Origin of the sequence: Lactococcus sp. NH2-7C, from assembly GCF_029953655.1 — a bacterium.
Taxonomy (GTDB): domain Bacteria; phylum Bacillota; class Bacilli; order Lactobacillales; family Streptococcaceae; genus Lactococcus; species Lactococcus lactis.
Map to the genome: position 1 here is coordinate 595,092 of NZ_CP124538.1, position 15,467 is coordinate 610,558.

The following is a 15,467-nucleotide window of genomic DNA, read 5'->3' on the forward strand; positions in this document are numbered from 1 at the left end:
AATATTAATTAGATGGTGTATCGTCAAGTGTCCAGGTTAAATCTGCTGTATACTTGGCTGCACCTGCCACACCTGCTGGAACAGAAAGTTTGATGGCTGTGTCTTTTGTGGCTCCATCTTTCCCCCCAAAGTCAAGCAAACTATTACCAGAGCCGTGACCAGCCGTTGCTCCCAATATTGTTGCCGATTGTACCCCAGGTGTCAAAACTGTAGTAGCTGAAGAAATATCTGCTGGGTTTGCTGTACCAGCTCCTTGAATCTCAGCATCACCTAGAGTCACTGTTGCTCCTGTTAATGTACCGTGACCGTTTGCTACTAAATTACTATCTGCTGTTGTGAAGTCGGTCATTTGAACTTTTAAATTCCAACCTGAGAAAGTCCCACGATTATCTGCTACTTGAACATAGTTAGTACGTGTCGTATTATCATCTAATTTTTGTGCAGCAGCGTTGTAAACTTCTGCTTTATTGCTTACAGGATGACTTCCAAAATCAAAACTTGAGGCATAGACAATGGTTAAACCACTATCAGGCATTGTCGGTCCTCCTGGATTTACACCATCTGGCTCAGTTGGTTTTACTGGAACGGTTGGGTCTTGCGGGTCAACTGGACCTGTGGTATCTGTTCCAGCGGTAAAAGTCACTTCTCCTTGCGTACCATATGATTGTGTTGTTGCTGCGCTGGCAAGTTGTGGGGTTACTGATACTGCTAATATCCCTAATGTTGCTAGAGAGATATATTTTGTTACTGATTTAGACATATAATGTCCTCTTTTCTATAATAATGTGTTTTACAAATTAATTTGGTACGTTTGTCGGTAAATCAGACAATATCCAATTCAAAGTTGTAGTATAAGCAGTCGCATCCTTGGGGGTATCTCCAGGAACAAATAATGAAACTGCTGTTGTTAAGCCATCTTCAGTGACCATTGAATCGTTCCCCCATCGAATTACCCAAGTTCCAGCTCCTTCGCCAGTTGAGGCAAGAGCTACTTGAGTTTCAACACCGGGAATAAGTCCCAAAATTGTTTGTGTTTTGGGAGATTTTTCATTGGTAAAAGAAGCTGTTTCTGAACTTTTTAAATTTATCGTTGCTCCTTTAAGTACTTTGTACTTCTGAGGGCCTGAGTCAATTTGAGTAAATTGTGTTTTCTCGACTACTTTTAAGTTCCAACCGGCAAATGTTCCTCGACGATCGGTTACTTGAACATAATTCGGTGTTAAAACTTCAGAATCAAAATACTTTTGGGCTTTAGCTAAGTATGTTTGATCTTTATTAGAAATTTTATGATTCCCAAAGTCAAAACTTGAAGCAAAATCAATAGTCAGTGAGCCATTTCCCCCTGGATTAGGCTTTGAACCATCTGGATTTTGTGGAAATACAGGTAAAGTTGGATCAGGTTTGTTAGGATCAACAGGAGGTTGAATTCCGTTACCTGGCCCAAAACCAACTATTCCTTGCGAATTATAGCTTTGGACTTCTGCTGCATTAACTCGAATTTCCAATCCTAATGTCATTAATATGAGAGGTACACTTAACCATCTTATTTTTTTCATAGTACCCTCCTTTTCATAGTTTAGAAATTATAGACATTTAATTTCCTGGGGTATTCGTTAAGGACCAAATTAATTGTGTCGTATATGAAGTCGCCTTATTTGTACCAGCAATAACTTTAAGACTGATTGGTGATGCTGTAGAAACTGCTTCATTACCCAGATGCGCTCCACCATTTTCTTGATAATCTGCGTTAGCTCCTAGGCCATATACCCAAGTTCCCATCCCTTGATTTGAACCAGCTCCTAAAATTTTGCTAGCAGCTGTACTAACAACAAAACTAGTGCTATTGATGTAACCGGGTTTTGCAGCAGTGGTTCCATCGGTATAACCTTTACTAAAAGATAGTTCTGCTCCGGTTAGCTTGTCTCCTGAAGCATTTTGAAATTGATCGGATTCTGCAACAGTCAAGGTCCACCCATCCCAGGTTCCACGTGTATCAGTAACTTGAACATAATTAGGACGTGTAATATCAACTGCACTTCCATCTTTATCTTTGCTAATCCACTGTGCATGAGCATAGTATGTGGCATCATTTGAAGAAATTTTTTGTGTTCCAAAACTTAGACTTGAAGCAAAATCGATTGAAAGTGCTCCTCCTGTTCCGGGTGTTGGGTCAGTACCATCAGGATTTGTTGGTCCTACAGGGACAGAGGGGTCTAAAGGATCAACAGGGTTAATTCCAGTATTATCTCCTTCAGCAAAGTTAACATATCCATTTGATGTATAATCTCCACCGGTGCTTGCGGCATCAGCTTCACTGGCAATTATTGGTCCCACGATTAATGCAGTAGTTACTAGTACCGTTGATTTTAATAAAATTTTATTCATTTAATCTCTCCTTTTATCAAAATCAGACTTATGGTGCCGGTGTAACCGCAGATGTATTTCCATCCCAATCATTTCCTGGAACGGCTTGCAAGCTCCAATACAAATCTGTAGTATATGGTGCCGCTTTCTCAATCAAACCTGCAGGAACAGCCAAACTAATTGCTGATTTTGTCGCCACTTTAGTATGATCTGTGGTATTGGCTGTATCAACTGAACTTGCATCATAGGCATCTACATCACCAAAATTATACAACCAAGTTCCTGCTCCTTCATTTTTTGCAGCTGAAACTAGTTTTGTTGCTACTCCTGGTGTGAGCGTTCCTGAAGCGACAACATCACTTGGCTTCCCAGCGGTAATACCATTTCCTCCAATGAGAGTACCACCGGTAAAGCTAATTTGTGCACCACTAAGTGCATATCCAGGATCTGTTGAAGTTCCAGTAGCCATATGAAGATCTGAAGCTTGTGTTAAACTTAATGTCCAACCTGATAGCTCACCTGATTGGTCTGTTACTTGAGCATAGTTAGGCACTACTTTTACAGCGTTAGATTGATCTTTTACCATATCAGGATGTGCATAATAAGTTTTAGATTGAGTGGAAATTGATTGGGTTCCGAAGTAAAGGGTTGAACCATAATCGACAGTAAGATTTCCAGAAGCACCTGGAGTACCTGGGTCGACTGGTGTTACAGGATTGGTTGGGTCTGTTGGATCAAGAGGGTCGACTGGACCAGTTCCTGCTTGCAAAGTCAAATTTGCACTTGAAGTGTAATCCCCACCTGTAGTCGCCGCACTAGCGGTTGTGATTATCATAGGGGCAGAAATCAGTATGCCGGCAAGAAGTGTTGTTGATTTTAAAATTAGTTTATCCATTAAGTTTCTCCATTTGTTTTATCCTTAAAAAAGGTGCAGTAATCGACTATTATTTATTTTCTATAAAGTTAACCTCCCTCTTTCTTTTTTATAAACTATTATGCTTGCCAAAATTAATAAGCCAACATAACTAGTTACCATTGATGAGAATTCCATATCTCCTGTTTTTGGGAGTATGGTCTGAGTAATTGGAAGGTCTTTTTTAGGATTTTCTTTACTACTTGAACTTGATTCTGGTCCTACCCAATTTCCCGTAAATCCGACTTGACCTTTTGTATCATAACTTGTTGTATCTGCTGAAGCCATGCTCGTCAATAAATTTGACGATGAGAATAGCAATAAAATAATTAATACTAATTTTTTCAATATTCTTTCCTTTCTTAATCTTTACATTTACAAACTTTTATCTTTGTAATCAATAAAAGACCTCTCTTTCTCTATAAATTCTAATGTAATTTTCAGAAAAACTTCAATTTTTCGGAAATTTTTTCATTGTATTGCAATGTTTTTGCTCAATTTTAGGTCTTGATTTGTTTAGGTAATTGAGTAATGTGTAATTTTACAGATATATTTTTTAATAATCGTGTAGTTAATCTTGTACAAAATAATTAATTATTATATAATATAGTTGTATGTATCTAATTTTTTTAGTTACAAAGTAATTCTAGAGTGAAAATTTGATAAGTTAACTAGTGTTCTTTCCGAAAAATTGAAGTTTTTCGTAAAGAACACCAATAATTAGAGTTTTTTTTCTGCTATTTTTTCTAATTCATCTTTATATTTACTAAAAAACAATTTATTACTTCATAAATTGTTTTTTAGTATCATTTAATTGTTTTTTAATATGAAAAAAAATAGTATAAAATTTCCCAAAAGTGATACAATGATAAGAAACATTTGAAAATCAACCACTTCTTCTGTCAGTAAAATTTACTAAATACTTTGCTGACAGAATTTTTAAGGATTTTATACCATGAGTTTTATAAATATTGTTATGTTGCCGGATTTCATCAGTATTATTTCAGATGGACAAATTACAACCAACGAAGTTCTTACCCAAAGTCATTTTAAAAAATTTGAAAGTAATCCAAATGGGTTCGTTGTTGGAATTACCGGATTTGAATTGATTACCAATAATATTCGCAAGAAATTTTATTATCAACCTAATTTAAATTTTGAGGAAGCTGAGCTTTTGCTTAGAGCTGAACTTGAAAAATATAAAAGTAAGCAAGTTAATTTTGGTCAACATATTTCTTTTAATGCTGTTATTGCTGGATTTCCTATTGATAACCCCAAAGTACCTAAAGCTTTAAGTTTTCATGTCGCAAATCAAAACATCTCTGAACGCTACTATGAAAAATCGGCAATTCTTTCTTTGATTCCCGATGATATTTCTTTTAACCCCAATCAAATTATTACTGATAATCTGAATAAATCTTTGAATATCACTCCTACTTTTCAAGTTCAAACCCTTCAACGTAATGCGCTCTATAAAGTTGCTGACCAATCCCAAACGGTCAATAAAGTTATTTTTCAAGAAATAATTGAACCTAAAATTACTGACAGAAATCACTATTCTAGCTGTCAGTGAAAATATTTGTTCTGTCAGTAAAAAAAAGACTGAATTAATCAGTCTTTTTTTCATCATTTTTCTTTTGATTAGCCTTTGATAAAGTCAATTTACCATGAGGATTGTATTTTTTTAACAATTCGTCAATCCGTTCATCGGTCCAATAATCGGCTGAGGCAATAAAATTTCCGTCTTTGTCACGGTCACCAATAATTTTAAATCCCATTTTTAATCTCCGAAAATATTGAAATTTTTAATCTACAAATTCAAATTCAAATTTTTGAATTCTAACATAGTCGCCATCCTTGGCTCCCATTGAACGAAGCGTTTCATCAACGCCCATTGCACGCATTTGACGAGCAAATTTCATAACTGATTCATCATGATCAAAATTAGTCATGATAAAGAGCCTTTCAATCTTATCACCAGATAAGCGCCATCCACCATCATCATCACGAGAAACTTTAAATGGTTTTTCTTCTTCTTCAAAGCCGTAATAAGCCGTTTCATCAGCCATTTCATCTTCGTCATAAAGTAAGAATTCTGGTGTTTGTGCAAGTAATTCACTTGTGCGTGCAAGCAAACCTTGAAGGCCTGTTTTAGTCAAACCAGAAACTTCGAAAATTTCAGGCATTTCTTTATCTGGACCTAAATCAGCAGCCAATTTTTCTTTAAATTCTGCTAAACGCTCTGCGGCTTCGGGCATATCCATCTTATTGGCAACAATAATTTGTGGACGCTCCATCAAACGTAAATTGTAAGATTCTAATTCATCATTGATTGTTTTGTAATCTTCGTATGGATCTCGCCCTTCAAGTTCCGACATATCGAGGATATGAAGTAGGACACGTGTACGCTCAATATGACGCAAGAATTGAATTCCAAGTCCTGCACCAGAGTGTGCTCCTTCAATCAATCCTGGCATATCTGCCATAACAAAACTATCTCCATAGCCTACTTGAACCATTCCGATATTAGGAGTAATCGTTGTGAAATGGTAAGCACCAATTTTAGGACGCGCATTTGAAACAACGGATAATAATGTTGATTTACCAACAGATGGGAAACCAACTAAACCAACATCTGCTAATACACGAAGTTCCAAAAGTAGAATTTTATCTTCACCTGGTTCTCCATTTTCTGCTACCTCAGGTGCTGGGTTACGTGGTGTGGCAAAACGAATATTTCCACGTCCACCACGTCCACCTTTAGCAACCACAAATTCTTGATCTTTTTCGATTAAGTCAACTAAAACGTCACCAGTTTCGTTATCTTTAACAGTCGTTCCTTGAGGCACATGAACAATCAAATCTTCGGCTCCACGACCGTGCATTCCTTTGTTCATCCCTTTTTCACCTGGTTTACCACGGAAAATACGGTTATAACGGAAATCCATCAAAGTTGACATTCCTTCATCAACTTTAAAGATTACAGAACCGCCTTTACCTCCATCACCACCGGCAGGTCCACCATCTGGAACATATTTTTCACGGCGAAAAGCAACTGCACCATCGCCACCTTTACCAGCTTTTACTTCAATTCGTGCTGTATCTAAAAACAAAGACATACAGTTTCTCCTCTAAATTTTCTTTATATAGTTTATTTATTATTTTTCCACAAAAATGCGTGCTATCTATTATAGCATTTTATCGGCTATTTTTATAGCTTGCTCTGTGCTAAAAAAGTGACAATCCTAAATTATCACTTTTTTTATTTTTAATTTGAACTTGTTGTTGTGCTTTGGGCAGTATTTTCACTACTTGCATCAGTCTTTTTCGCATTTTGGGCAGAAATAGATGCTGATTTTGAGGTAGATAATTGTGAAAGATAAGCATCATAAGCAGCTTTTGGCTTCGTATAAATACCTGCTTCCATATCTACAACTTGCGGTGCTTGAACTTGCTTAGCAACGCTTGGATAATATGGCAGGCGGTCAGCTAATTGACTCAATGAAACTCGAACCTGATTTCCGTCACTCATATCAATGGCAATGAAATCTTTCGTCGCATCTGTAGGAGTTTTAGTAACATTAGTCATCAGTGATTTTATTGCTGGTTTAAGCGTTTCATAAGCATTTACAAAAGTTTTAACTTCTTCATCATTAAAATTTTGTAAAACTGGCAATTTTTCAAGCTTAGTTGCATCAACTGGTGTTGTAATAACATAACCGTTATTTAAGACAAGGTAAGTTTGGTTGTTACGTTTGACATAGACACTGTTTGTATGTTCTTTTACAATGGCCTCAAAACGATTAGGAAAATGGTAATTGATTGTAACGGCAGAAATTCTAGGAAATTTTTGTTCGATTGTTGCTTCTATTTTTTCCTTATTATTTAGGATATTAAAAATACTATCACTTGTTTGAATTCCTGAAGCTAATGCAACTTGTTCGCTACTTTCATTCGCATTTCCGGAAACACTAAAAGTTGATATTTTGCTTAGAGGTGAAATCAAATAAAGAGAGCCAACGAATACCAGAACAACAATTGCTAAGGCTGGCCACATTTTCTTTAAAAGTGGAGCTGAACCTTTAAATAAAGAAGAAAATCTCGAAAGTCTTTTGATTTGCTCTTCTTCGTACTCATATTCATTCTCTTGAGAAAGTTGTTCTAACTGAGCAATAATTTTTTCGTTTTCAATCGGAGCTTCTCTTGATTGACTTTCTTCGTTATTAGTTTCAAAGTCTTCGTCTAACAACTCAGCTGACTCAGCTTCGTCTCTAGTGTCATCAAAGTTATTTTCAGTTTTTGGGAGACTTTTAAGAAAAGGTGAAGAAAAATGAACCTTTTTAGGTTGATTTGCTTTCTTTTCTTTTTTGGCTTCTTCTGCTTTTCTTTTCTGATATTCAAGATGTTTTTGCTGCCAAGGGGTTAAGTTATTATCTTTTTCACTCATTTATTTACTAATTTCTTTCACTAGATTGTAAAGGCGTTGGCTAGCATCTGGAACGCCCGCTTTTAGACTAGCTGCTTGCATTTCTTGATACTTCTCATTATTTTCAAGTATATTTGAAATAGCTTCAACCAAAGTTTGACCCGTTAGGTCTTCATCTTTGATGATAATAGCTGCACCTTGGTCAACGTATTCTTGAGCATTTTTAGTCTGTTGGTCAGCTGTCACATTTGGACTTGGGACATAAACGGCTGGTAAGCCCAAAGCTGTAACTTCAGCAATGGTTGTTGACCCAGACCGTCCTAAAAAGAGCTGACTTTTTGCTAAAAGTTCTGTCATATTATTAATATAAGGACGAATATCTAAATTAGAATTTTCTTTATATTGATTAAAAGTTTCCTTGTAATCATCATAATAAATATCTCCTGAAGCATAAACGGTTTTAAATGAACGTTGTGCTAATTCAGGAAGGGCTTCAATAAAGGCATTATTAAGTTTTAAAGCGCCACGTGAGCCACCAAAAATAACAACCGTTGGCTCTTCAAATTTTTCTACTTGAGCCGCTGCATCTGCAACTTCTTGTGCCCTTGGATTTCCAGTAAAAGTCGTTTTACTCGCTGGAAAATATTGTTCTGCCGCATGAAAACCTACTGCAATTCGGTCAACTTTTTTAGCAAGGAAACGATTAGTTATTCCTGGGAAAGAATTTCCTTCATGTATAATTGTTGGAATTTTTAATTGCGCAGCAGCATAAACAACTGGTCCTGCCACATATCCACCAGTTCCCAAAACAACATCTGGTTTAAATTCTTTCATAATTTTTTTTGCATCTGAGACAGATTTAAAAAACTTATAAGCTGTTTTTAAATTTTGAGGACTAAGCGAACGACGTAATCCTTGGATATCAACTGTTTTTAATTTAATTCCTGCTTGAGGGACAATTTTTGCCTCCAAGCCTTTTTTCGTTCCAATATAAAGAACTTCTGTATCTGGTTCTACTTTTTCCAAATACTTAAGGAAAGCTAGCGCTGGATAAATATGACCGCCTGTGCCGCCACCTGTAATGATAATTCGCATGTTTGTTTTTCTCCAATAGTTTGGGGATTCTCTGACAAATATTTTTGTACCTAAGGTTCATTAAGTCCTTGTTCTCCATGAGGATAACCCAAAAAATAATGATAGAAATAAAGTACAAATTAAATCTGATAGCTGTCAGCAAGATGAATCGTAATTATTCTTTCTGTCAGTAAAATTAATTTTAACATAAATTAATTCAATAGTTGTCAGTACTTTTATTTTTTCAAATTTTCAAAGGCTTGGATGAATAAATCGCCGCGTTCTTCAAAAGTTTTATATTGGTCCCAACTTGCGCAAGCTGGACTAAGTAAAATTGTATCTCCTGCTTGCGTTTGAGGTAGAATTTCTTCGAGGGCTTTTGCAACATTTTCACTATCAAAAACGGGAATATTCAATTTTTCTGCAGTCAAACGTAATTTATTTGCTGTTTGACCAAAAACAACCATTCCTTTCAAATCTTGCAAGTCTTTTTCTAACTCTTCAAAACCATTTCCACGATCAAGTCCACCAGCTAAAAGCCAAAGTTTACTATTATCAAAACCAGAAAGTGCTTTTTGAGTAGCCAAAATATTGGTTGCCTTGCTGTCGTTATAGACTTTACGACCATCAATTTCGCCAAGATATTGCAAACGATGTTTTACGCCAGCAAAACTCGTCAGCACTTCTACAATCGCTTCATTTTTTGTCCCTTGTAATTTTGAAGCTACAATAGCAGCTAAAGCATTTTCTAGATTATGCTCACCAGGAAGTGAAAGTTCAGAAACTTCCATGATATATTCATCATTAAAATAAATTTTTCCATCTTTAGAATAGGCACCATTAACTTTTTCTTTTGTTGAAAAAGCAAAAACAGTCGCTTTCGTTTTGTCAGCCAAATTACGGCACTTTTCTTGATTAAAATTGAGAATCAAAAAATCATCTGAAGTCATATTTTCTTGAATTCGCCATTTTGCAGCTTCATATGCCTTTTGCGAACCATGATAGTCTAAATGAGCTGAAAATAAATTTGTAATTAAGGCAATTTTAGGGTGGAAGGTATCAATGCCCATCAATTGAAAACTTGAAAGTTCCATCACTAATGTATCAGAAGCACTCGCTTTTTCGGCTACTTCTGAAGCTGGAAAACCAATATTCCCTGACAATTTTGCTGACTGACCATCGGCATTTAAAATATCAGCAATCAATGTTGTCGTCGTTGTTTTCCCATTGGTTCCGGTAATTCCAATAATTGGAGCCTCACTAATGAGATAAGCAAGTTCAACCTCAGTAATTACGGGAATCTTCAATGCTTCAGCTCGTTCAACCATTGGATTATCATAACGAATTCCTGGATTTTTTACCATTAGTGCAAAATCTTCATCCAATAAATCAATAGGATGACTCCCTGTGATGACTTTAATCCCTTCTTCTAAAAGTAATTGCGCTTCTTTATTTTCTTCAAAAGGTTTGCCATCATTGACCGTAACAATCGCACCCAACTCATTGAGCACAAGGGCGGCAGCCATTCCAGAACGGGCAAGTCCAAGAACTAAGATTTTTTGATCTTTAAATTTCGTTATTTTTTTCATTTTCTATTCCTTTTTAAGTTGTCAGTAAAATATTTCACTGACGACTTTATCTAATCTATTTTACCCCTAATCGGGCTTTTTTTCAACAGTCTTATTTACTGACAAGTCTGTCAGTAATTTTTTCAAAAAAATACAAAAAGCTGACCTATTTGTCAGCTTAATTTTTAATAAGATAGAACTCATCAAGAAGAATCATTTCCAACCTAGAAAAGTCGTTGTTAGCTTTGCTGACTTACAAATATGCTAGTTATTACACTGAGAGTCAGCAGTAGTGAATCTGGAAAGGGCTTTCTAAGAATTTACACTTTATCCTGTTATAAAGTATGATACTTAGAGCGCTTGAGCATCTTCTTCTAAGGTTCTAATTCGAATTACACGCTCAACAGGTTGAATGAAGATTTTCCCATCTCCCACTTCACCCGTTTGGACTGCTTTAATAATCACATTAACAATGTCATCAACTTTTTCATCGATTGATACAATTTCTATTTTTAACTTAGAAAGTAAAGTAGTTTCAATTCGTTGACCACGAACATATTCTGTAAATCCTTTTTGTTCACCATAACCCAAAACTTGAGAAACTGTCATCCCATGCACTAAGCCATTGTCTGATAAGGCCGCTTTCAAATCTTCTAATTTATCTGTCCGAATAATCGCTTCAATTTTTTTCATATTTTTTCTCTCTTTGTATCTTACATTTTTACTGACAGACTTGTCAGTATACTTCAAAAACATCACTCAAAATTGATTTTACTGACAAACTCACAATTTTATATAAGAAATATCTGTCAGTAAAATTAAACTTAAGAATCCAAACCTAAGAAGGTTGGATAAGCAGTTTCTTCGTGCTCACTGTCGTCAAGTCCAATAGCTTCAGCACGGTCAGACACACGAATTGGCATAAACAAGGCAATTACTTTAATAATGACCCAGCTTACAAGAGCAGTAAAAATAACTGTGAAGATAACCGCAGATACATTAGCCAAAAGTAATTTCCCAGAACCATAGATTAAACCAGCATAACCTTTTTCTGGTGCCAAAGCTGGCGTTGCAAAAATTCCTGTCATAATTCCGCCAAACATCCCGCCAATGCCGTGACAACCAAAAGCATCTAAAGCATCATCATATCCCAATTTCTTTTTAACTACAGAAATCATAAAGTATGACAAAGGACTGACCAAAAGACCAATAATTAATGATGACCATAGAGAAACAAAACCTGCACCTGGAGTAATCGCAACCAATCCAACTACCGCACCAGAACAAGCACCAACAATTGAAGGTTTACCAATCAATATTTTTTCTACAATCATCCATGAAAACATTGCTGCCGCTGCCGCCGTATTAGTCGTCATAAAAGCGTTAATTGCCACACCATTAGCAGTAAGTGCTGACCCAGCATTAAAGCCGAACCAACCAAACCATAGGAGGCCAGCGCCCAAAACAACAAAAGGAATATTATGTGGACGATAATCTAAACGCTCATAATCTCGACGTTTTCCAAGCACTAAAGCGAGTACAAGTCCTGTCACCCCACTGGAAATATGAACAACATCTCCACCTGCAAAGTCAATCGCATGAATCTGAGCCAAAAATCCACCGCCCCAAACCATATGAGCCAAAGGATAATAAACTAAAATTAACCAAGCAGTCATAAAAATCAAAATTGGTGTAAATCTCATTCTTCCAACAACAGATCCCGTAATTAGAGCTACTGTGATAATCGAGAACATCATTTGAAAACCAGAAAAAAGGCCATCTGGAATATGATTAGCAGGAAAAAGTGAATTTTTAGCCATGTCCACGCCATTCATAAACAAATGGTTGAAATCACCAATCCAACTATTGCTTCCTGAAAATGAAAATGAGAAGCCAATAATTACCCATAAAATAGAAGCCAGGGCCATTGGTGCCAGAGACATCATCATTGTGTTTAACACATTTTTTCGGCGTCCAAGTCCCCCATAAAAAAATGCTAATGCAGGCGTCATCAAAAATACCAATGCCGCACAAATTAAAATAAATGCAATTGAGCCTGTGTCCATAAAATTTCTCCTTTAAAAGTTCGAGATTAAAACAGAATATTATCAATATTTTCTGATAATTTAATCATGTAATAAAATATAACACAATTTTCCAAACAAGTCAATTATTTTTGCATTTGATGTTACAAAATATAACATGCACCACAAAAAAAGAACTGCCCTTTAGCAATTCTCTTATTCTTTATTTTATTTTCGGGAATTTTAGAGTAAAAGTTGAACCAAGACCCAGTTCTGAATTTACCTCAATTTCCCCTTGATAATTTTCGGCCAATCGAGCTAAAATTGGTAAACCTAAACCAGTTCCACCAATTTCTCGATTGCGAGCCTTGTCCGCTCTAAAGAAACGTTCAAAAAGATGATTAATATCCTCTTCTGAAATTCCAATTCCTTTGTCAGACACACTCGTAATCACAAACTGTTCATCCTCGGAAACAGTAATCACGATTTCTTTACGATCATCAGGAGAATATTTAGCAGCATTATCTAACAGAATTCGTAAGCCTTGTTCAAAATGATTTTCTGAAATTCGCGCATGAGTTGGATAAATAAGACGGTTATCAAGCACTATTTCAAAATCATCATGCAAAAGCTGAAAATTCTTAAGTGCCCGATTACAAACTTTTCCAACATCACAATCCAGTTCTTCACTTGATAAGTCAACATTTTCAAGACGAGCAAGAGCCAACATCTCCTCAAGCATTTTCTTCATTCGATCAACTTCATCTAAACTTGCCTGCAAAGATTCATCTAATACTTCTGGATCATTTTTCCCCCATCGATTCAACAAGTTAATATGTCCATCCAAGACAGCTAAGGGTGTTCTTAATTCATGAGAAACATCAGAAACAAATCGATTTTGCTGTTCGAGATATGCCTTCATCTTCAACATCATATCGTTGTAAACGTGAGCCAACTCTTCGATTTCATCTCCACTTTGAATTTCAATCGGTTCAAAATCATTTGTTGGATCATTTGCCATTTCTTGCATACCCTGATAAAGTTTTTCCAATGGTTTCATAAAATAATTAGCCATGAAATAACCAATCATCTGAGCGACTATCAAGGCAACAATTTCTAAAATTAACAAGACAATCAAAAGAAGATTAGAAATTCGATGATAAGTCGTCGTATCATAAAAAGCCTGTAAGTATCCCACAACTTGTCCTGTTGATTTAGAAATAATTTTTCTCTGAACTAAATAACCCGGATTTTCTCCCCGAATCTCTTTCATTTCATTATTAGCCTGATTCTGAAAGCCAAAAGTATGTCGATTCGTTGAATACAATAATTTATGATTTAAATCATAAATATAAAAAGCTTTCCGTGTGCCAATAATACTCCCCAAACTCATTCCTTCAGACTCACCGTTTTGAATCTTTGATGTCGCTTCAATATATGTGTTCAAATTCGATGAATTCAAAGGAGCATCTGCTTTTTCTAAGACTTCCTCAACACTATCCATAGAGCGAGTTAATAATTGTTGTTCTTCTTTAATAAAAGAACTGATTGTCAATTGATAAGTCAAAGTAGCAAACAAAGTAAAAGTAATAAAACAAAAAACGGTGTTAGCAAAAGCCCACCTAAGCATGATAGACCGCTTAGTTGAACTTTCCCCTACCGTCTCTTTTTTCTTATTGAAAGTAAATAATTTTTTCATCTTATTTTTTATTTGCGTTCACGCATTACATAACCTAAGCCACGAACAGTTTGAATATAGCTATCTTGACCCTCAACATCAATTTTATTTCTAAGATAACGAATATAAACATCTACAACATTTGTTTCTGTTCCTTCTTCATATCCCCAAACTTGTGAAACTAAATGTTCACGAGTCACAACATCACCAACATTTTGCATCAATGTCAAAAGAAGGTCATACTCACGACGCGTTAAATCAATTACTTTTTTACCACGATGAACCGTACGATTCGTTTTATCAATCACAAGATCACGGAAAGAAGTATTTTCAGCACGTTCAATGGCGTGACCATGCTCTTCACGACGGAAGAAAGCACGAACACGCGCCAAAAGTTCCTCTATGGCAAAAGGTTTAGTGATATAATCATCAGCACCAATATCAAGACCAGCAACACGGTCCATCGTTGAATCACGTGCCGTCATCATAATAATTGGTGTATCTTTTTCTTTTCGTAAACGACGAGCTACCTCAAAGCCGTCGAGTTCAGGAAGCATCAAATCAAGCAAGATTAAATCATAATCTTTTGAAGTTGCTTCTTCAAGACCAGAGCGACCGTTATCTTTAATCTCAGTCGCATAGCCTTCATGCTCTAATTCCAATGAGACGAATCGCGCTAAATTCTTTTCATCCTCAATAATCAAAATTTTCTTTGAAGTCATATTATTCTCCTTTGTTAAAAAAACTGTATAATTCGATTTCTTATAATACTATTATAAGATAAATTTAATTTATGTACAAACTATTTGACGCTTTTTTTAAATTGTTTTCGCTTTCTTATGCTTTAAGGCTGAAATCCTTTGAAAATGAGAGCCGTCTAATCAAATAATCCATTCAAACCGTCAAAAGGAGATTTCTTTTCTTCCAATTTTTCTTCTTGTTGTTTGGCATAATCTTCTTCACTTAAAACAGACCAGAATTTACCAGACGGCAACTCTTCGGCCTCTTCATCTTCAGCAAAAATTTGTAAAGGAATTTCCAATAAAAGGTTATCAGTGATTGATTCATCTAAACTAATTAAATCTTTATCCAAAACAATAATCAAATCATTGTCTAATAATTCTTGATTTCCTCTCAAACTCTCTTCAGTCGCAAAAATTTCATTGACAAGAAGATCAATAGGATACTCAACTGGTTTTAAACTTCTTGACGAAGGCAATGTCAATACTGTTTTTATTTGATAATCTAAATAAAATAAATCATCATCATAAGCAATTTCACCTTTAACCTCAATTGGTTGACAGTTCAAAATTTCTTGTGAACGTTTGAGCAACTCTTCACGTAAATCTAATTCTTCATTGAAACTAATCTGTTTTTTTTTCGTTAATTCATTTAGAGACCATTTCATCTTTTAATATTC

At 35.6% G+C, this 15,467-nt stretch carries 16 protein-coding genes; 1 reads left to right on the forward strand and 15 read right to left on the reverse strand.

The window, feature by feature from the left end:
- Positions 1 to 4 precede the first annotated feature (4 nt).
- Genes QJV49_RS02850 through QJV49_RS02870 form a run of 5 tightly spaced genes read right to left on the reverse strand, consistent with a single transcriptional unit; the run spans position 5 to position 3,625 of the window.
- The gene (locus QJV49_RS02850) at positions 5 to 760 is read right to left on the reverse strand and encodes a WxL domain-containing protein (RefSeq protein WP_225512084.1); all 756 of its coding nucleotides are present in this window, start codon (positions 758 to 760) and stop codon (positions 5 to 7) included.
- Positions 761 to 797: 37 nt separating this feature from the next.
- Positions 798 to 1,556 carry a WxL domain-containing protein gene (locus tag QJV49_RS02855; protein WP_225512083.1) on the reverse strand — a complete coding sequence of 253 codons (759 nt, stop codon included), beginning with the start codon at positions 1,554 to 1,556 and terminating at the stop codon, positions 798 to 800.
- 37 nt (positions 1,557 to 1,593) lie between these two features.
- Positions 1,594 to 2,385, reverse strand: a complete 792-nt coding sequence (locus QJV49_RS02860) for a WxL domain-containing protein (RefSeq protein ID WP_225512082.1) — start codon at positions 2,383 to 2,385, stop codon at positions 1,594 to 1,596.
- A 28-nt stretch (positions 2,386 to 2,413) separates the two neighbouring features.
- On the reverse strand, positions 2,414 to 3,259 hold the full coding sequence (locus QJV49_RS02865) for a WxL domain-containing protein (protein ID WP_225512081.1): 846 nt from the start codon (positions 3,257 to 3,259) through the stop codon (positions 2,414 to 2,416).
- 60 nt (positions 3,260 to 3,319) lie between these two features.
- Positions 3,320 to 3,625, reverse strand: coding sequence for a cell surface protein (locus QJV49_RS02870; protein WP_225512080.1), 306 nt, complete (start codon positions 3,623 to 3,625; stop codon positions 3,320 to 3,322).
- Positions 3,626 to 4,232: 607 nt separating this feature from the next.
- Here QJV49_RS02870 and QJV49_RS02875 point away from each other — a divergent pair.
- Positions 4,233 to 4,850, forward strand: a complete 618-nt coding sequence (locus tag QJV49_RS02875; RefSeq protein WP_225512079.1) for a hypothetical protein — start codon at positions 4,233 to 4,235, stop codon at positions 4,848 to 4,850.
- 34 nt (positions 4,851 to 4,884) lie between these two features.
- Here the strand turns inward: QJV49_RS02875 and QJV49_RS02880 are convergent, their stop codons facing one another.
- The 10 genes from QJV49_RS02880 to QJV49_RS02925 form a co-directional block, all read right to left on the reverse strand.
- Complete coding sequence (locus tag QJV49_RS02880) at positions 4,885 to 5,055, reverse strand: hypothetical protein (protein ID WP_225512078.1); 171 nt, start codon at positions 5,053 to 5,055, stop codon at positions 4,885 to 4,887.
- Positions 5,056 to 5,082: 27 nt separating this feature from the next.
- A complete protein-coding gene (gene obgE, locus QJV49_RS02885; RefSeq protein WP_225512077.1) occupies positions 5,083 to 6,396 on the reverse strand; it encodes a GTPase ObgE in 1,314 nt (437 codons plus the stop codon).
- A 149-nt stretch (positions 6,397 to 6,545) separates the two neighbouring features.
- Positions 6,546 to 7,724 (reverse strand): cell division protein FtsQ/DivIB, encoded by a 1,179-nt coding sequence (locus tag QJV49_RS02890; protein ID WP_225512076.1) that lies wholly within the window; start codon positions 7,722 to 7,724, stop codon positions 6,546 to 6,548.
- Complete coding sequence (gene murG, locus QJV49_RS02895; protein WP_225512075.1) at positions 7,725 to 8,798, reverse strand: undecaprenyldiphospho-muramoylpentapeptide beta-N-acetylglucosaminyltransferase; 1,074 nt, start codon at positions 8,796 to 8,798, stop codon at positions 7,725 to 7,727.
- 215 nt (positions 8,799 to 9,013) lie between these two features.
- Positions 9,014 to 10,366 carry a UDP-N-acetylmuramoyl-L-alanine--D-glutamate ligase gene (gene murD / locus QJV49_RS02900; protein ID WP_225512074.1) on the reverse strand — a complete coding sequence of 451 codons (1,353 nt, stop codon included), beginning with the start codon at positions 10,364 to 10,366 and terminating at the stop codon, positions 9,014 to 9,016.
- A gap of 330 nt (positions 10,367 to 10,696) precedes the next feature.
- On the reverse strand, positions 10,697 to 11,038 hold the full coding sequence (locus QJV49_RS02905; RefSeq protein WP_225512073.1) for a P-II family nitrogen regulator: 342 nt from the start codon (positions 11,036 to 11,038) through the stop codon (positions 10,697 to 10,699).
- Positions 11,039 to 11,169: 131 nt separating this feature from the next.
- A complete protein-coding gene (locus QJV49_RS02910; RefSeq protein WP_225512072.1) occupies positions 11,170 to 12,411 on the reverse strand; it encodes an ammonium transporter in 1,242 nt (413 codons plus the stop codon).
- Positions 12,412 to 12,592: 181 nt separating this feature from the next.
- The gene (locus QJV49_RS02915; protein ID WP_225512071.1) at positions 12,593 to 14,068 is read right to left on the reverse strand and encodes a HAMP domain-containing histidine kinase; all 1,476 of its coding nucleotides are present in this window, start codon (positions 14,066 to 14,068) and stop codon (positions 12,593 to 12,595) included.
- 8 nt (positions 14,069 to 14,076) lie between these two features.
- Positions 14,077 to 14,769: a response regulator transcription factor gene (locus tag QJV49_RS02920; RefSeq protein WP_225512070.1), complete on the reverse strand. Its 693-nt coding sequence runs from the start codon at positions 14,767 to 14,769 to the stop codon at positions 14,077 to 14,079.
- A 155-nt stretch (positions 14,770 to 14,924) separates the two neighbouring features.
- Complete coding sequence (locus tag QJV49_RS02925) at positions 14,925 to 15,455, reverse strand: DUF177 domain-containing protein (protein WP_225512069.1); 531 nt, start codon at positions 15,453 to 15,455, stop codon at positions 14,925 to 14,927.
- Between the last annotated feature and the right edge of the window lie 12 nt (positions 15,456 to 15,467).